This is a genomic window from Novosphingobium sp. YAF33, assembly GCF_052113265.1.
Taxonomy (GTDB): domain Bacteria; phylum Pseudomonadota; class Alphaproteobacteria; order Sphingomonadales; family Sphingomonadaceae; genus Novosphingobium.
Genome location: NZ_JBFRCW010000001.1, coordinates 909,339 through 925,712 on the forward strand (window position 1 = coordinate 909,339; position 16,374 = coordinate 925,712).

General features: G+C 69.1%; 22 protein-coding genes and 1 pseudogene. 22 read left to right on the forward strand and 1 reads right to left on the reverse strand.

The features are described from left to right. Positions 1 to 54 precede the first annotated feature (54 nt). Entirely contained in the window at positions 55 to 444 is a 390-nt protein-coding gene (locus AB4Z00_RS04285) for a DUF4112 domain-containing protein (RefSeq protein ID WP_314465142.1), read from the forward strand. Between the two features lie 58 nt (positions 445 to 502). On the opposite strand, the gene AB4Z00_RS04290 is transcribed toward AB4Z00_RS04285, so the two are convergent. Beyond that, the gene (locus tag AB4Z00_RS04290) at positions 503 to 1,138 is read right to left on the reverse strand and encodes a YqaA family protein (RefSeq protein WP_442045041.1); all 636 of its coding nucleotides are present in this window, start codon (positions 1,136 to 1,138) and stop codon (positions 503 to 505) included. 215 nt (positions 1,139 to 1,353) lie between these two features. Between AB4Z00_RS04290 and AB4Z00_RS04295 the strand changes: the two genes are divergently transcribed. From AB4Z00_RS04295 to AB4Z00_RS04395, 21 genes and pseudogenes are all read left to right on the forward strand, one after another. Continuing rightward, a complete protein-coding gene (locus AB4Z00_RS04295; RefSeq protein WP_442045042.1) occupies positions 1,354 to 1,878 on the forward strand; it encodes a hypothetical protein in 525 nt (174 codons plus the stop codon). Further along, positions 1,871 to 3,199: a DNA-packaging protein gene (locus AB4Z00_RS04300; protein WP_132264650.1), complete on the forward strand. Its 1,329-nt coding sequence runs from the start codon at positions 1,871 to 1,873 to the stop codon at positions 3,197 to 3,199. The genes AB4Z00_RS04295 and AB4Z00_RS04300 overlap by 8 nt, the downstream gene beginning before the upstream one ends. Before the next feature lie 142 nt (positions 3,200 to 3,341). Continuing rightward, positions 3,342 to 4,517, forward strand: coding sequence for a phage portal protein (locus AB4Z00_RS04305; protein ID WP_134094701.1), 1,176 nt, complete (start codon positions 3,342 to 3,344; stop codon positions 4,515 to 4,517). Continuing rightward, positions 4,514 to 4,822, forward strand: a complete 309-nt coding sequence (locus tag AB4Z00_RS04310) for a DUF6127 family protein (protein ID WP_134094702.1) — start codon at positions 4,514 to 4,516, stop codon at positions 4,820 to 4,822. The genes AB4Z00_RS04305 and AB4Z00_RS04310 overlap by 4 nt, the downstream gene beginning before the upstream one ends. Further along, positions 4,819 to 5,238, forward strand: coding sequence for an HK97 family phage prohead protease (locus tag AB4Z00_RS04315; RefSeq protein WP_314465069.1), 420 nt, complete (start codon positions 4,819 to 4,821; stop codon positions 5,236 to 5,238). Before AB4Z00_RS04310 ends, AB4Z00_RS04315 begins: the two co-directional genes overlap by 4 nt. Positions 5,239 to 5,301: 63 nt before the next feature. Continuing rightward, complete coding sequence (locus tag AB4Z00_RS04320) at positions 5,302 to 6,444, forward strand: phage major capsid protein (protein WP_442045043.1); 1,143 nt, start codon at positions 5,302 to 5,304, stop codon at positions 6,442 to 6,444. 127 nt (positions 6,445 to 6,571) lie between these two features. Further along, a complete protein-coding gene (locus tag AB4Z00_RS04325) occupies positions 6,572 to 7,162 on the forward strand; it encodes a head-tail connector protein (RefSeq protein WP_442045044.1) in 591 nt (196 codons plus the stop codon). Then, a complete protein-coding gene (locus AB4Z00_RS04330; protein WP_442045045.1) occupies positions 7,159 to 7,338 on the forward strand; it encodes a hypothetical protein in 180 nt (59 codons plus the stop codon). Before AB4Z00_RS04325 ends, AB4Z00_RS04330 begins: the two co-directional genes overlap by 4 nt. 3 nt (positions 7,339 to 7,341) lie before the next feature. Beyond that, positions 7,342 to 7,731: a DUF3168 domain-containing protein gene (locus tag AB4Z00_RS04335; RefSeq protein ID WP_314465077.1), complete on the forward strand. Its 390-nt coding sequence runs from the start codon at positions 7,342 to 7,344 to the stop codon at positions 7,729 to 7,731. Positions 7,732 to 7,768: 37 nt separating this feature from the next. After that, on the forward strand, positions 7,769 to 8,176 hold the full coding sequence (locus tag AB4Z00_RS04340; protein WP_442045046.1) for a phage major tail protein, TP901-1 family: 408 nt from the start codon (positions 7,769 to 7,771) through the stop codon (positions 8,174 to 8,176). Then, complete coding sequence (locus AB4Z00_RS04345; RefSeq protein WP_442045047.1) at positions 8,173 to 8,502, forward strand: gene transfer agent family protein; 330 nt, start codon at positions 8,173 to 8,175, stop codon at positions 8,500 to 8,502. Before AB4Z00_RS04340 ends, AB4Z00_RS04345 begins: the two co-directional genes overlap by 4 nt. Continuing rightward, entirely contained in the window at positions 8,499 to 8,699 is a 201-nt protein-coding gene (locus tag AB4Z00_RS04350; protein WP_442045048.1) for a phage tail assembly chaperone, read from the forward strand. Before AB4Z00_RS04345 ends, AB4Z00_RS04350 begins: the two co-directional genes overlap by 4 nt. Further along, on the forward strand, positions 8,689 to 9,270 hold the full coding sequence (locus AB4Z00_RS04355; protein WP_442045049.1) for a tail tape measure protein: 582 nt from the start codon (positions 8,689 to 8,691) through the stop codon (positions 9,268 to 9,270). Before AB4Z00_RS04350 ends, AB4Z00_RS04355 begins: the two co-directional genes overlap by 11 nt. A 19-nt stretch (positions 9,271 to 9,289) precedes the next feature. Then, positions 9,290 to 11,641 (forward strand): phage distal tail protein, Rcc01695 family, encoded by a 2,352-nt coding sequence (locus tag AB4Z00_RS04360; protein WP_442045050.1) that lies wholly within the window; start codon positions 9,290 to 9,292, stop codon positions 11,639 to 11,641. Then, the gene (locus AB4Z00_RS04365; protein ID WP_442045051.1) at positions 11,638 to 12,459 is read left to right on the forward strand and encodes a DUF2163 domain-containing protein; all 822 of its coding nucleotides are present in this window, start codon (positions 11,638 to 11,640) and stop codon (positions 12,457 to 12,459) included. The genes AB4Z00_RS04360 and AB4Z00_RS04365 overlap by 4 nt, the downstream gene beginning before the upstream one ends. Then, complete coding sequence (locus AB4Z00_RS04370) at positions 12,456 to 12,872, forward strand: hypothetical protein (protein WP_442045052.1); 417 nt, start codon at positions 12,456 to 12,458, stop codon at positions 12,870 to 12,872. The genes AB4Z00_RS04365 and AB4Z00_RS04370 overlap by 4 nt, the downstream gene beginning before the upstream one ends. Before the next feature lie 11 nt (positions 12,873 to 12,883). Further along, entirely contained in the window at positions 12,884 to 13,825 is a 942-nt protein-coding gene (locus AB4Z00_RS04375; RefSeq protein ID WP_442045053.1) for a hypothetical protein, read from the forward strand. Positions 13,826 to 13,861: 36 nt separating this feature from the next. Further along, positions 13,862 to 14,041 (forward strand): annotated as a pseudogene (locus AB4Z00_RS04380) (phage tail protein); the annotation flags it as partial. Further along, positions 14,036 to 15,088 carry a GTA baseplate fiber-binding domain-containing protein gene (locus AB4Z00_RS04385; protein WP_442045071.1) on the forward strand — a complete coding sequence of 351 codons (1,053 nt, stop codon included), beginning with the start codon at positions 14,036 to 14,038 and terminating at the stop codon, positions 15,086 to 15,088. The pseudogene AB4Z00_RS04380 and the gene AB4Z00_RS04385, both read left to right, overlap by 6 nt. Before the next feature lie 33 nt (positions 15,089 to 15,121). Next, positions 15,122 to 15,580 carry a DUF2793 domain-containing protein gene (locus AB4Z00_RS04390; RefSeq protein WP_442045054.1) on the forward strand — a complete coding sequence of 153 codons (459 nt, stop codon included), beginning with the start codon at positions 15,122 to 15,124 and terminating at the stop codon, positions 15,578 to 15,580. A gap of 188 nt (positions 15,581 to 15,768) precedes the next feature. Next, a partial coding sequence (locus AB4Z00_RS04395) for an outer membrane protein (protein ID WP_442045055.1) occupies positions 15,769 to 16,374 on the forward strand: 606 nt, incomplete at its 3' end.

Here is a 16,374-nt window from a genome sequence, read left to right on the forward strand (position 1 = left end):
TCCCTTTCGAGGAGAGGTACGACTTTGGCGACTGGACAGACTTCCGCACGGCGCATGGACCTGGAATTTCCGCTCGGGTCCGATCCGGTTTCCATCTCCCGTCGCATCGAAATGCTCGAGCATGTGCTGGAGCGCGCCATCTCGCTTCCCGGCATCCGCCGCAAGGTGGGGCTGGACGCGGTGATGGGCCTGGTTCCCGTGGCCGGCGATCTCGTTTCGGCGGCGCTCGGCATGTATATCGTGTGGGAGGCCCGGCGGCTGGGCATGCCGAAGTGGCAGCTCGCCCGGATGACCGTCAATGTCGGCGTCGATACGCTGCTGGGCGCGGTTCCGGTGGCCGGCGATCTGTTCGACTTCGTGTTCCGCTCCAACAGCCGCAACCTGAAAATCGTCCGCAAGCATATCGCCAAGCATCACCCCCATGCGCGGGTGATCGAGGGCTAGGCCGATAAGGGCGCCGTCGCGGACGGCGCCGTCATTTCCCCCGCGCGCGGCTGCCGGGTCAGGCCTTGGCAGCGGCGGCGAAGTCGCACTTCTGGTTGGCTTCCTTGGTGCCGCCGCCCAGGAAGGCGACCGCCAGGAAGCCGGCGACCACGGCGATGGCGAAGGCCGCCGTGACTTTGCCGAGATGCTTGTCGATCACGGCCTTGATCGGTGCGCCGAACAAGCGGAACAGCACGCCCACGATCATGAAGCTGATCGAGCGCGAGACGACCGAGGCGGCGATGAACACGCCCAGGTTCATGCCGATAAAGCCGGCCGTGATCGTCAGCAGCTTGAACGGGATCGGCGTCGCGCCCTTCACCACGATGATCTCGGCGCCGTATTCCCGCAAATAGCAGGCCGCCTTGGGGAAGCTGTCCGCCAGCCCCAGCGCGTGAAGCAGCGCCTCACCGAAAGCGGCATAGGCGAAGTGGCCGATGGCATAGCCCAGCAGGCCGCCCACGACCGATGCCAGCGTGGCGATCATCGCGAAGCGAATCGCCTTCTTCGGCTCGGCCAGGCACATCAGCCCCAGCAGCGGATGCGGCGGCACGGGGAAGAAGCTGGCTTCCATGAAGGCGAACAGGGCCAGCCACCATTCGGCATGGCGGTGCGCCGCCTTGGCCATGGTCCAGTCGTAGAGGCGGCGCAGCATCGAGTTCTCCGGCTGTCGTGAGATCGGGCACCGCAAGAAGGCGGCACGCGTGCCGTGCTTAGTAGGCCGGCGCGGAGGCGGCAAGCTATAACCCATTTGGTTATATCTGCTTGACATTACGACGCTGGATTGGTACAAAACAGGAACAAGGGAAGCAGCCGATTCGTCCGGCTTTCCTTTCGATCCGCACCACATCAACTCTGGGATGATCCCCTATGGTCGAGCCGAAACGGGCTACGTCCGGCGCTGCACGGTGCCGGCGTGGCAAGACGATCAGCCCTGTCTCCACGGCGCATGAGCCCGGGGACGAGCGCCCCATCAACAACCGGCGGTGGCGTGCGGATTTCCTCGCCGCGCTGGCCGAGACCTCGAACGTCAGTGCCGCCAGCACCGCCGCCGGAGTGCCGCCGGGCAAGGCCTATAGATTGCGCCAGACAGACCCGGAATTCGCCCGGGACTGGCACGTCGCCCTGCTCGAAGGCTACGAGAACCTCGAGATGGAAGTGCTCTATCGGCTGCGCTTCGGCGATCCCCGGGACGGCGAGGTCAAGTTCGACAACGCCACCGCGCTTCGCCTCCTCGGCCTCCACCGCGAAACCGTGGCGCGCGAGCGGGCGGCGCGGGAGAATGAGGATCTGGCCGCCGTGCGCGCCTCGATCCACGCCAAGCTGGCGCAGCTGCGCCAGCAGATCACGGCGCGCCGCGCGCTCGAAACCGGCAAGGAGGCCGATCATGGCTGAAGCCGATCCCCTGCACTGGCTGGCCGAAGCCGAAGACGGCGAACTGGAATCCTTCATGACGGGTCTTGGCGCCTCCGGACAGCGCGAATGGCGCTGGGACTGGCGTCTCTGGGCCCGGCCCTCGCAGATCGCCCCCGCCGGGGACTGGCGCGTATGGCTGGTCATGGCCGGGCGCGGCTTCGGCAAGACGCGCTGCGGCGCCGAATGGGTGAACGAGGTTGCCGAGCATCATCCCGATGCCCGCATCGCGCTCGTCGCCGCCCATCTCGGCGAGGCGCGCTCGGTGATGGTGGAAGGTGAAAGCGGATTGCTGTCGATAGGCGCGCCCTGGAGACGGCCCCTTTTCGAACCTTCGCTGCGCCGTCTGACATGGCCGAACGGCGCGCAGGCCACGCTCTATTGCGCGGCCGAGCCGGAAGCCCTGCGCGGCCCCCAGCACAGCCACGCCTGGTGCGACGAAGTGGCCAAATGGGACAATGCCTCGGGCAGGGCCGTCGCGAGCTGGGACAACCTGCTCATGGGTCTCCGGCTGGGCCATGACCCCCGCGTCGTGGCCACGACGACGCCCCGAAGCGTACCCCTGGTCACGCGATTGCTAGCCGAAAGCCAGGACGGCGAAGTCGCCGTGACGCGCGGCAGCACCTTCGACAATGCGGCCAACCTGCCCGCCCGTTTCCTCAGGGCGATGCGCCGGACGTTTTCGCAAAGCCTGCTGGGAAGGCAGGAGATCGACGGCGAACTGATCGCCGATGTCGAAGGCGCGCTCTGGAGCCGTGCCCTGCTGGAAGGCTGCCGGGAGGACGCCGCGCCCGCATGCGACCGCGTGGTCGTCGGCGTCGATCCGCCCGCCTCGGCCGGGGGCGATGCCTGCGGGATCGTGGTTGTGGGCATGGGGCAGGACGGCACCGCGCATGTCATGGCCGATGCCTCGGTGGAGAAGGCGGGTCCCGAACGCTGGGCCCGCGCCGTCGCCGGCACCGCCGAGGCCTGGCATGCCGACCGGGTGATTGCGGAGGCCAACCAGGGCGGCGCCATGGTCGCCTCGGTTCTGCGCGCGGCCCAGCTCTCTCTGCCCTTGCGGCTGGTCCACGCCAGCCGCGGCAAAGTCGCCCGCGCCGAGCCGGTCGCCGCGCTCTACGAGGCCGGGCGGGTCCGCCATGCCGGGCTGTTTCCGGCGCTGGAAGACGAGATGTGCGGCCTCATCGCCGGAGGTGCCTACCAAGGCCCGGGACGCTCGCCGGACCGCGCCGACGCCCTGGTCTGGGCCTTGAGCGAACTGATGCTCGGCCGGAACGGCGAGCCTCGCGTGCGGCTGGCCTGAGTTTCCCGCACCGAACCGGGGATCTGCGCGCCTTTGCGCGGACATCCTGGACGCCAGGCAGAACCCACCCTGCGCCATTTCGGGCCTCAGCGGCCTGCGGAGCGATCCGCTCGTGAAAACCCCATTGAAAGGAAACCCTGCAGTGTCCTTCCTCGAAACGCTCGTCGCCGCCTTCAAGGGTGAGAGTGCCCGCGTGCCGCTGGCGCGCGGACCGGCCTCGCCATGGTTTTTCGCCGAGAGCGGCGGCGGGCGTGCTCCCTTCGAATATGGCTCGGCCGTGCGCCGCGCCTATCTTGAGAATCCCGTCGCCCAGCGCGCGGTGCGTCTGGTTGCGGAAGGCATCGGCGGCGCGCCGCTGCGCCCTGCCGATCCGCGGCTTGTCTCTCTCGTGACCGAAACGAGCGCGGGACAGTCGCTGCTGGAGACGCTCGCCTGCCACCTCCTGCTCCACGGCAATGCCTATGTGCAGGTGCTCAAGGACGCGCGCGGCCGTCCGGTGGAACTTTTCGCCTTGCGGCCTGAGCGCGTCTCCATCGTCGCGGGCGAGGACGGCTGGCCCGCCGCTTTCGCCTACGACGTGGCCGGGCGGCGCCTGACGATCCCGCTGCTTGACGAGGACGCCGCGCCCAACGTCATCCACATCCGCCATTTCCACCCGGCGGACGACCACTACGGCGCGGGTTGCCTGGCCGCCGCCGACGAGGCGATCGCCACGCACAACGCCGCGTCGCAGTGGAACCGCCAGCTTCTGGAAAATGCGGCCCGTCCGTCCGGGGCGCTCGTCTACGAGGCGGGCGAGGGCAATACGCTCACGGGTGACCAGTTCGACCGGCTCAAGACCGAGCTGACCCAGGCCTATGCCGGATCGGGCAATGCCGGGCGGCCGATGCTGCTGGAGGGCGGCCTGAAATGGCAGGCGATGGCCATGACGCCCGCGGACATGGACTTCGCCACGCTCAAGGCCGCCGCCGCCCGCGACGTGGCGCTGGCCTTCGGTGTGCCGCCGATGCTGTTGGGTCTGCCCGGCGATGCCACTTACGCCAATTACCGGGAGGCGAACCGCGCGCTCTGGCGCCTGACCCTGCTGCCGCTGGCGAGCAAGATTCTCGCCGGTCTCTGCGAGGGGGTTTCGCCCTGGTTCCCGGAGGCCGCCCTGGCCATCGACCTCGACCGCGTACCGGCCCTGTCCGAAGACCGCGAACGCCTCTGGGCGCAAGTTAGCGCGGCGGACTTCCTGGCGGATGACGAGAAACGATCCCTGCTGGGACTCGCGCCCAAACCGGCGTCGACCCTGGAAGACGTGGAGAACAAATCATGAACCAAAAGGACATGCTGGCCGGCCTGCTCGCCCAGGCGACCACCGAAGGCAGCGAACTCGTGACCCTGCGCGCCATCGTCGAGGAAGCCAGCGAAGTGGGCGCGCGGCGGATGCTGTCACGGATCGGCCTCGACGATGCGACCGCGCCCGGCGATCTCTCGGAACTGCGCGAACTGCTCCAGGCCTGGCGCGACGCCAAGGCCAGCGCCCAGGCCGCGGCAATCGGCTGGCTGGTGCGCGGCGTGCTCGCCCTGCTCCTGCTCGGCCTTGCGGTTCGCTTCGGTACCGGGGAGCTGCTGCGATGACGCCGCAGGCCCCGCATGCACGCGCGCTGCGCTTTGCCGGCTATGCCGCCCTGTTCGGCCACCGCGATGCCGGGCGCGACGCGATCCGGCCCGGCGCCTTCGCCCGGACCCTGGCCGAGCGGCGCGATCCCCTGCCGCTGTTCTGGCAGCACCGGCCGGACCTGCGGATCGGCTGGGTGCAGACGGCCACCGAAGACGCACGCGGCCTGCGCGTGATCGCCGCGGTCGACAACCCGGACGGCGCAGCCGGACTCGCGCTGCGGCGCGGGGCCGTGACCGGGCTCTCCTTCGGCTATCGCGCCCGCTCCAGCCGCGCCGGCGCCGAGGGCCGCGATCTGCTCGACCTGGACTTGTTCGAGGTGAGCCTCGTCACTCACCCGATGCAGCACGGCGCCCGGGTCCACCTGATCGCCTGATCCCTTCCCCCGATTGATTTCCCGCCGCCAATCCGGCGGCTCCAACCGAAAGGTAAGTGCCCGATGGAATCCATTGCCCCGGTCGAAGCGCTCGACGCTTCGTTCGACCTCGTCGCCCGTCAGGACGCCACCGAAGCCGCCGTCGAAACCCTGCGCGGCGATGTCGAGGACGTGAAGGCCCGTCTCGACCGCGTCAGCCGCGCGGCCTCGCGCCCGGTGATCGAAGGCGGCGCCGCCAGTTCCGCCAGCCTCGAAGTGAAGGGCTTCGTCGATGGCTACTTGCGCCTGGGCCGCGAAACGGAGGTGAAATCGCTCTCCGGCATGGCCGCCTCGGACGGCGGCTATGCCGTGCCGCGCGAAGTGGACACGCTGATTTCCGCCAGACTGCGGGACATCAGCCCGATCCGCGCGATCGCGCAAGTGGTGCAGACCGGCACGGCGGGCTACCGCAAGCTCATCACCACCGGCGGCACCGCCTCGGGCTGGGTGAGCGAAACCGGCGCCCGCACCGAAACCGCAACGCCCAGCTTTGCCGAAATCGCGCCGCCCGCCGGCGAACTCTATGCCAACCCGGCCGCCAGCCAGGCCATGCTCGACGATGCCGCCTTCGATATCCAGTCCTGGCTGGCGGACGAAATCGCCTCTGAATTCGCGCGCGCGGAAGGACGCGCATTCGTCAGCGGCACCGGCATCAACCAGCCGATGGGCTTCCTCACCGCGCCGAATGCCGCCACGGGCGACGCGGCGCGCCCCTTCGGCACGTTGCAGTTCCTTGCCACGGGCAATGCCACCGGCTTCGACACTGCGCCCGAACTCAAGCTGATCGACCTGGTCCATGCGCTGAAGGGCGGCCACCGCCAGGGCGCAAGCTGGGTGATGAATGCGAAGACCCTGGCCGTGGTGCGCAAGCTCAAGGCGTCGGACGGCTCCTTCCTCTGGCAGCCCGGCCTGATGGAAGGCCAGCCGAACCGCCTGCTCGGCTACCCCGTCATCGAGGCCGAGGACATGCCCGACGTAGCGGCGGGCGCCTTCCCGATCGCCTTCGGCAACTTCCGCGCCGGCTATCTGATCGCGGAACGCAGCGCCACCTCGATCCTGCGCGATCCGTTCACCAACAAGCCCTTCGTCCACTTCTACGCGACCAAGCGCATCGGCGGCCAGGTGCTCGATTCCGACGCGATCAAGCTGCTCAAGATCTCGGCCTGACGCCCCCGGCCCGCGCGGGGGAGGACGCCTTCTGCTTCCCCCGCGCGGATCCTGAGCAGCAGCCCGCGCCGCGCCACCTTCGGGCGGCGCGGGCTACCCGCCCCCTCCCTTCTCATCGGAGACACCCATGAACCGGGTCATTCCCACGCCGCCCGTGCTGCCGCCCTCGGCGCTTGCCGAGCTCAAGCAGTGGCTCGGCGTGACCACCACGCGCGACGACGGACCGCTTTCGGCCCTGCTCGCCAGTGCGCTCGAAACCTGCGAGGCGTTCAYCGGCCGCATGCCGTTGGCCGCGCAGTGCGAGGAAGTGCTGCCGGCAGAAGCAGGCTGGCACGCGCTGTCGACCCGCCCGGTACAGGCGATTACCGCCATCGACGGACTCGGCCCTGACCCTATCGGCACTGGCAGCAGCGGCGGCGCCAGCTACCGTTTCCCGCTTCCGGCAGGCGCCGCCGAGATCGACCTCGGCGCCGATGGCGGCGGCCGGGTGAGGCTGTCCCTGCCGCCGGATCCCACGCGCTCCATCGTTCGCATCGCGGTGCGCTTCACGGCGGGACTGGCCGAAGACTGGGACCACCTGCCGGACGGGCTGCGCCACGGGATGATCCGCCTTGCCGCGCACCAGCACCGCGAACGCGAGAGCGAGGGCGCCGCGGCTCTTCCCCCCGCCTCGGTAGCGGCGCTCTGGCGCCCGTGGCGGCGGATGCGCCTGCGATGAGCGGGACCATCGCCGCCGATACGGACACCGCTTTCGACGATCTCGCACGCCGTCTGGCCGCCCGCGCCGCCGCGCTTGCCGCCGCCCACGCCCAGGCCCGCCACCTTGCGGCCCGGCGTGACGAAACCCGCTGGCGCCGGGCCGACCTGGTCTGGCCGCTCTTCGCGAAAGGATAAAGGATGGAAATCGCCCTGCGCGCCGTTCTCATGGACTGGCTCGGCGCCGATCCGGTGCTTGCCGCCCAGCTCAACGCCATCGTCGAGGAAGCCCCCTCGCGCACCAGCCTGCCGTGGCTCGCCATCGCCTCCAGCGCCAGCACGGACTGGAGCTGCAAGACCGCGCCGGGCCGCGAGGTGCGCGTCGCCCTCGAACTTCACTGCCGGGGCGAAACGCCCGACGCCGCGGCCTTCCTCATCACTGCGATCGAGGCGCGGATCGAAGACCTTCCCCGCGACCAGCCGACCTTCCAGGTCGTCGCCGTCCAGTTCCTGCGCGCCCGCGCCGAACAGCGCGGCGAGAGCCGCCGCGCGATCCTGCTTGAATATCGCTTCCGGCTGCTCGCCGCCTGATCCCTGAAACCAGCCCTGCAAGACAAAGGAGCCATCCATGCCCGCCCAGAAAGGCAGCGCCTTCCTTCTCAAGATCTCCGACGGCAACATTCCCGCCGCCTACCAGACCGTGGCCGGCCTGCGCACGACGCAGATGTCGGTGACGGGCGATGCCGTCGTCGTCACCAGCAAGGACAGCGGCGGCTGGCGGGACCTGCTGTCCGGCGCGGGCGTTCGCGCGGTTTCGGTGAGCGCGGCCGGCATCTTCCTCGGCAGTGCGGCCGAAGCGAAGATCCGCGCCAATGCCATGGCCGGCACCCTGGACGACTACGAACTGAGCTTCGAAGACGGAGAACGGCTGCGCGGCCGCTTCCTCGTCCAGCGCCTCGACTACGCCGGGGATTTCAACGGAGAGCGCAATTACACGCTCCAGCTCGAAAGCTCCGGTCCGGTGGCCGCGGCATGACGGGTGGACATGAGCCCCGGCCCGCCAATCCGCTGCGAGGCGAGGCGCTGCTGGAGATCGGCGGAACAGCCCATGTCCTGCGCCCCAGCTTCACCGCGCTGATCGCCGCCGAGGAGGAACTCGGCCCGCTCTTCGCGCTGGTGGAGAGGGCCGGGGCCGGACAGCTGCGCCTTGCGGAGATCACCGCGCTGTTCTGGCATTGCCTCGATCCGCTGCGCGCGGTGCCGCGCGCGGCGGTGGGCGAAGCCGTCGTGGCGCAGGGGCTTGCCGCCTCCTCGGCGCCCTTGCGCAGCCTGCTGGGCCAGATCCTCAAGGGTGTCGGGTGAGCGAGGATCGTTTCGCCGCAGCGGCACTGGCGCTCTGCGGCCTTGCCGCGCGCCAGCTCGGATGGAGGCCCGGAGAATTCTGGGCCGCCACCCCCGCCGAACTCGCCGCCGCGCTCGGCCTGCTCGCTGCCCCCACGGCATCCCCTTGCGACCGGTCCCTGCTCGAAAAGCTGATGGAGCACGATGATGAGCGATGAAATCGACAGCCTCCTGGTGGAAGTCCGGGCCAGTACCGATGGCTTTTCCCGCGACATCGCCCGGATGCGCGGCAGCATCGACAACGATCTCGTCTCCGGCTTCACCCAGGCCGGACAGGCGCTGGAAAAAGGCCTGACCAGCGCCATCCGCCGCGGCAGCCTGGGGTTCGACGACCTCAAGCGCGCCGCCCTCGGCACGCTGGGAGAGATCGCCGCGCAGTCGGTGCAGGGCCTGCTCGGTGCGGGAACGACCCGCTCCACGGGCGCATCCGGGGGCCTGGCGGGAATGCTCGACCTCTCCGGCCTGTTCTCCAGCGTGCTGGGCCTGCCGGGCCGCGCCACCGGGGGCAATGTCTCGCCCGGGCGGGGCTATGTCGTCGGCGAGCGGGGGCCGGAAATGTTCGTCCCCACCTCGGCGGGACGGATCGAGGCATCCCCGGGCACCCCCGCGCGCGACGTGAAAGTCGCCATCCACCTCAACGCCCCGCGCGGATCCAGCGCACCCCAATCGCTTCAGCGCTCCTCGCGCCAGGTCGCCAGCGCCGTTCGCCGCGCGATCGCCGCCCGCTGACACCATCGGAGCAACCGACATGGCATTCTGGCTTGCAAGCAAGCGCAACGGACAGGCGAGCGACTGGATCAAGCGCTTCGACCCGCGTTTCTGGACCGTCAACTTTCCGCGACCGATGATGGCCTCCCTCATATCGACAGGCCCCGATTCGCTGCGCCTCGACGCAGCGTTCCTGCGCAAGGGCGATCTCGGGGGGCTGATCTGGGACAGTGTCGACAGCCTCGACCACCCGCTTCTCGCCTACCGGACCGACCGCGACTACGCCCATACCGCGCTGAGCTTTCGCTGGCGCTCATCGGGCGTGATCCCGCTCGATTCCGGCATCGGCCCCACCCTGACCGTCGAGGGCAAGGACGCCGCGGGCGCGGCGCGCGTCTGGTACGTCCGCCTTTGGAACTATGCGGAAGGAACCGGCGAGGACGCCCGCATCGACTTGCGTTTCTCCGAACTCGATGCCGGTTTCTCGCTGCCTTCTGCCGACCGGGTATGGCCCCATGCGATCGACCGCATGTTCATCTCGTTTTGCCCGCCCGGCTATGACGGCAGCGCCGAACCCTTGCCGGCCGAGGCCGAAGGCTGGATCGAACTGAGCGAGATCCGCACCGATGGCGCGCGGGCCATGCTGGAAATCGGCGACGTGATCCTGCCGCCCAACGGCCTCGCCATGGCAACGGGCTTCGACGATCAGGGCGTGCAGACGCCCGCGCGCCTGCTGCGAAACGTGCGCCAGCTCGGCTACCGGGGCTCGGTGATCCACTATGTCGGCATGAGCCATTACTTCCGGCTCGCCCCGGCGGATGGCGGCTATTTGGCCGGCGCGACCGCCGACCCGCTCAATGCGCCGACGCGCAACTGGCACCGCGCCTTCTTCCGGGAATGCATGGACCTGGGCTTCAGCCCGGTGGCCTCGCTGTCCTACGAACTGCTCGACCAGCATTGCCCTCCCGCATGGAAGCAGCGCGATCATCTGGGCAATCCCGCGCGCACCGGATGGGAACCGCCCTCCACCCTGCTCTCGCCGGCGAACGACGCGGCGATGGCCTGGCTGCAATCGGTCGGCGCCGCCTTTGCGCGGATCATGATCGAGGCCGGTGCGCCGGTGCGCTTCCAGGTGGGCGAGCCCTGGTGGTGGTGCTTCGCGGACGGCCGCATCTGTCTCTACGATGCCGAGGCTCTCGCCACCTTTGGCGGCACGCCCGCCGTCATTCCCGACATGCGCGCGCCGCTGGACGCTGCCCAGCAGGCCCTGCTCGACACGGCCGGCGCGGTGCTGGCCAGGTCCACCGCCGATCTGGTCTCCGCCGTGCGCGCCGCCGCGGCGCCCGCAGCGGCCGAAGCGCTGGCGCTGGTCTTCACGCCCACCGTGCTCGACGCCGCGATGCCCGAGATGCGGCGCGCCAACCTGCCGGTGGGCTGGGCCGCGCCCGCCTTCGACCGGCTGCAAGTGGAGGACTACGACTGGCTCACCGCCGGTGCCGACGTCTTGCGCCGCCGCGCCTATGCCACGGTGAACGAGCGCCTCGGCTACCCGCCCGAGGACCAGGACTATCTCGCCGGCTTCGTGCTGACCGCCGCGCAGAGCGACCATTGGCGGCGGATCGACGCGGGCATCGACGAGGCCCTGGCCCGGTCCCCGCACGAGGTGGTCGTCTGGGCTCTGCCGCAAGTCGCCCGCGACGGCTTCGTCCGCCTCCCCCCACCGTTCCAGCCTTCAGGAGCCGAACCCATGCAGGCCTTCGACGACGTGCCCTACCCCCTCGCGCTTGGCCGGGATGCTGCCGTCATTCCCGAATTCTCCACCTCGATCTCCGTGACCGCCTCCGGCTTCGAGCGGCGCAACAGTCTGTGGTCGAACGCCCGCCTTCGCTTCGACGTGGGGCCGGGCGTCCGATCCGAGGCCGAGTTGGGCACGCTGATCGCCTTCTTCCGCGCACGCCGCGGCCCCGCACGCGGTTTCCGCCTGCGCGATCCCAGCGACTTCAGCTCGAACGGCATGGCCGCCGCGCCGACGCCGCACGATCAGTACCTGGGCACCGGCGACGGCGCCCGCGCCGGCTTCCCGCTGGTCAAGCGCTACGGAGACGCGGAAGCACAGGAGGATCTTGGCCAGGTCCGCCGCATCACCCGGCCGCAGCCCGGCACCCTGCGCGTCTCGGTCGGCGGCACGGAGCAGGAAGGGAACTGGTCGCTGGAGCCGATGGGTATCGTGCTGTTCGACGATGCCCCGCCTGCGGGCGCCGTCGTCCGCGCGGGATATCTGTTCGACGTCCCGGTGCGCTTCGCCGAGGATCGGCTCGAAATCACCGGGTCAGCTTTCGCCGCCGGCGAAGCACCCACCGTGCCTGTCGTAGAGATCCGGGAGGCGTCATGAGCCGCATCTGGTTTTCAGGCGACCTCGAAACCGCCGCCGCCTTCTGGCGCATCGACCGCCGAGACGGCGTGACGCTGGGCTTCACCACACATGACGCCGACCTCTGGTTCGACGGGCTGCTCCACCGCGCCGCGCCCGGCATGGTGCCCTCGTCGATCCGCAAGTCCGCCGGGTTCGAGGCCGATAGCGCCGAAGTGCGCGGCACGCTCACTCACGAGGCGATCTCGGCCGAGGACCTGGCCGAGGGCCGCTTCGATGGTGCCTTCGTCCGCATCGGCCTGGTCGATTGGGAAACGCGGGAGCGCACCACGCTCTACACCGGCACGATCGGCGCCGTGTCGCAGGAGGACGGCACGTTCTCGGCCGAACTGGCATCGCGCAAGGAAGAGCTTGCGCGGGATCCCGTGCCGCGCACCAGCCCCTCGTGCCGCGCATCCTTCTGCGGACCGGGCTGCAATCTCGATCCCCAGCGCTTCACCCGCGAGGTCAGCATCGCGGCCGTGGACGCGGAGGACACCTCGCTTCTGCTCGGCACCACCGTCGATCCCGCCCTGTTCGCTGGCGGCAGCCTGCGCTGGCTGGAGGGTCCTTATGCGGGCATGACGATGAAAATCGCCGGGTGGACGGGTGACCGCCTGACGCTCGGCGATCCGCTCGACCGGCAACCACCCCCCGGCACACGGGCGTTCCTGCGCGAAGGCTGCGATTATACCCTCGGCACGTGCGGAGCCCGGTTCGGCAACGCCGCAAACTTCCGCGGCGAGCCCTTCCTGCCCGGCAACGACCTGCTCACCCGCTACCCCGCGCCCGCCGCATGACCGGGGACGAGATCGCTGCCGCGGCAAAGGGCCTCGTCGGCGTGCCGTTCCGGCTGCATGGCCGCGACCGACGCATCGGGCTCGATTGCCTCGGCGTCGTCGCACTCGCCCACGGAGGCGCGATGGAAGTGCCTGCCACGTATCGGCTGCGCGCACTGGAAGGCGGGGAGCGGGACTCGCTCGTCGCCGCCGCCGCAAGGTCCATGGGACTTGCGCCTGCCGATGGGCCTGCAGTGCCGGGAGACGTGCTCATGCTGCGGCCCGGGGCATGTCAGCTCCATTTCGCCGTGGCCGTGGACCGGCGCCGGATCGTCCACGCCCATGCGGGACTGGGCCGCGTCGTGCTCGGCCCGATTCCCGAAGACTGGCCGCTTGCCGGGCTCTGGCGCCAGGCTTGCGATCCCACCACCTAGAAGGACATGACATGGCAACGCTCGTTCTCAATGCCGTCGGCACCGCGATCGGCGGGCCGGTGGGCGGCGCGATCGGCTCGATGGTCGGCAGCCAGTTCGACGCCGCGATCTTCGGTTCCCCGCACCGGCAAGGCCCTCGCCTGAAGGAACTGGAGGTCACCAGTTCCAGCTATGGCCAGCCCCTGCCTCGCCATTTCGGCCGCATGCGCGTGGCCGGACAGGTGATCTGGGCCACCGACCTCGTGGAAAGCAGCGAAACGCTGGGCGGCGGTAAAGGCGCCGCCTCGATCACGACCTACAGCTACACCGCCAGCTTCGCCGTGGCGCTTTCCAGCCGGCCCATCGCAGCCCTCGGCCGGATCTGGGCCGACGGCCGCCTGCTGCGCGGCACAGAAGGGGACCTCAAGGCCGCCGGCACCTTGCGTCTCCACCTGGGGCACGGGGACCAGCCCTGCGACCCGCTGATCCTTTCTGCCGAGGGCGAGGCGCGCTGCCCTGCCCACCGCGACCTCGCCTATGTCGTCTTCGAGGATCTCGACCTTTCCGAATTCTACAACCGCATCCCCGCCCTGACGTTCGAAGTCCTGGCCGATGAGGACTTCGATCTGGCCGATGTCCTGGGCGATCTGGTCGCGGATGCGGACGCGGCGGTCCCTCTGGAAGGCTTTCGCGGCCTGACCTGCGACGGCCCGCTGGACGGCGTGCTCCAGACCATCGACCAGGTCCTGCCGCTCGATGTCGACGCCGGACCGGACACGCTTGTCGTGTCCCGCAGACGCAGCCAGGACCGCCCGATCGCTCTGCCCGAAGCAGCGGTTTCGGCCGGCGACGACGACTTCGGTGGCGCGGCCGGCTTCAGCCGGCGCCGCCTTGCCGCCGAAGCCCAGCCCATCTCCCTGCTGCGCTACTTCGACAGCGAGCGTGATTATCTTCCCGGCGTGCAGCATGCCTAAGGTCCTGCGGGCAACAGCAGCACCGGGGCGCCTCGCGCGATCGAACTGCCCGCCACGCTTTCCGCGGACACGGCCCGGACCATGATCGAGCAGGTGCGGCAGCGGATCGACTGGTCCCGCGAGCGTATTTCCTGGCGAACGAGCGAACTCGATCCCGAAGTGGCTCCCGGCGCCCTGGTCACGTTCCCGGGCATCGCGGGGCAATGGCGCGTGCTCGAATGGGAATGGCGCGACACGGGTGTCGAACTCTCGGCCGAGCGGCTGGCGCCGGTCCGGGCCAACGATCCGGAGCAGTCGGCCGCCGATCCGGGGCGGCTCAATGCTCCGCAGGACCTGCCGGCCATGCCCACTGTCCTGGCCGCCTTCGAACTGCCCTGCGATCCGGCAACGGCAGGTACGGGCGAGCCGCGTCTCTTCGCCGCGCTTTCCTCGGCCGGCAGCAACTGGAGCGGCGCAGCCCTGTTCGCCGACCGCGGCGACGGCGCGCTTCACCCGCTGGGACCGAGCGGGCGCAAGCGGGCGACGATAGGCAGGGCGACAGACGCGCTGCCGCCGATGAGTCCGCTCCTGTTCGATCGCCGCTCGCGCCTGGAGGTCACTCTGGTCGATGCCGCGATGCAGCTCGTTGCCGCCACCACCCGCCAGCTCGCAGAAGGGGCCAACCTCGCATTCCTCGGCGAGGAAATGATCCAGTTCGCCCGGGCCACGTCGCTAGGCAATGGCCGGTGGCGTATGGAGGGCCTGCTGCGCGGGCGCGGCGGCACCGAGGGGGCGGTGTCAGGCCATGTCGCCGGCGAGAGTTTCGTCCTGCTGGACGGCAGCGCCGTCGCGCTCGATCCCGCGCTGGTCGGCACGGCGATGAACCGGAAGGTCGTCGCGCTGGGGCGCGGCGATGCGGGACCTGTCACGGCTCCGCTACAGGCAAGCGGTCTGACCCTGCGCCCCCTGGCGCCCGTCCATCCCCGCGCGGCCATGCTGCAGGACGGCATACTGCGCCTGGAATGGACCCGGCGCGCGCGAGGGAACTGGGTGTGGCAGGACGGCATCGACGTGCCTCTCATGGAACACGCGGAAAGCTACCTGGTCACTGTCGGGCCCCTCGCAGCGCCGTTGGCGAGCTGGACTGTATCCTCGTCCCGCCTCGACATTCCGCCCGGCACGCTTGCCCATCTCGCGGCGCTTGCCCCCGGTGAAATCCTGAGGGTGCGCCAGCAGGGGACTTATGCCCTGTCCGATCCGCTCCCTCTCTTCCGCCTGCCCTGAACACCGCCCCACCAGAGTACGAGGACTCATTAGATGAGCGATTCCGTTACCTTCGAAAGCACCACCCCGCGATTCGCCCTGCCGCTTCTTCAGGTGGGCCAGGCGCAGAAGGAAGCGTTCGTCAACGAAGCGCTGTCGCGCTGCGACATAATGCTGCACGGCACCGTGTCGGGCGAGCGTGCCGATCCGCCCGGCGATCCCGCCGCGGGCGAGACCTGGCTGGTTGCGGAGGGCGCAACGGGCGAGTGGTCCGGCAAGCAGGGCTGTCTGGCGGGCTTTCACGGCGGCAACTGGCTCTTCGTGCAACCCCGCGAAGGGCTCAGGATTTACGACTTATCCACCCGCCAGGAACGCCTCTTCGACATTTTTTGGAGAAAAGCTTCCCTTCCCGTGGAACCACTTGGCGGAATGACAGTTGATGTTCAGGCTCGGGCGGCGATCGCTGAAGTGATTGTCGTTCTGCAAGCCTTGGGTATCGTTCCTTCAGCATAATGAGTGGCATTGAACAGGGGTAATACGGTGCAGTCGATTTCCAATAAAGGGGTCACACGCTTCACCAACCCCCCGAAAACGCGACATTTCTGCAACAGTCGCGTTCAATGTGCGCTTGCACACGTAAAGCTGAGGGGGTAGACACTCGAGGCACTCGGTGGCTCCAAATCTCTTAGTAGGGGAAACATATGAGGAAACTCGTCCTTGGCCTGGCGCTGGCTTCTACAGCTATCGCCACGCCCGCGCTTGCGCGCGACAACTCGTGGTATCTTGAACTCGACGCCGGCGCGATGATCGTCGAAGACGCCGATCTCGACGTGAACGGCGTGAACAACGTCGCGACCGCCGAATTCGGCACCGGCTTCGACGGTGGCGTTGCTCTCGGTTACGACTTCGGTCCCTTCCGTCTGGAAACCGAAGCCAGCTACCGCCAGGCTTCGTTCATGGGCAGCAATGGCCCGGATGCCAGCAACCTGACCTTCATGGTCAACGGTCTGCTCGACTTCGGTCCCGATGATGGCCTTCAGGGCTACGTCGGTGGTGGCGCCGGCGTTGGCCGCGTTCACTACGACATCTTCGACGATTCGGACACGGGCTTCGCCTGGCAGGCAATCGCGGGTATCCGCGCGCCGATCAGCAGCCACGTGGACGTCGGCCTGAAGTACCGCTTCAGCAACGTCAACAACCTCGACTTCGTCGATRTTGCCGGCAACGAGATCAGCACCCGCTGGCGCTCGCACTCGCTGATGGCGACCCTGGGCTACAACTTCGGCGAACCGGCAGCTCCGCCGCCG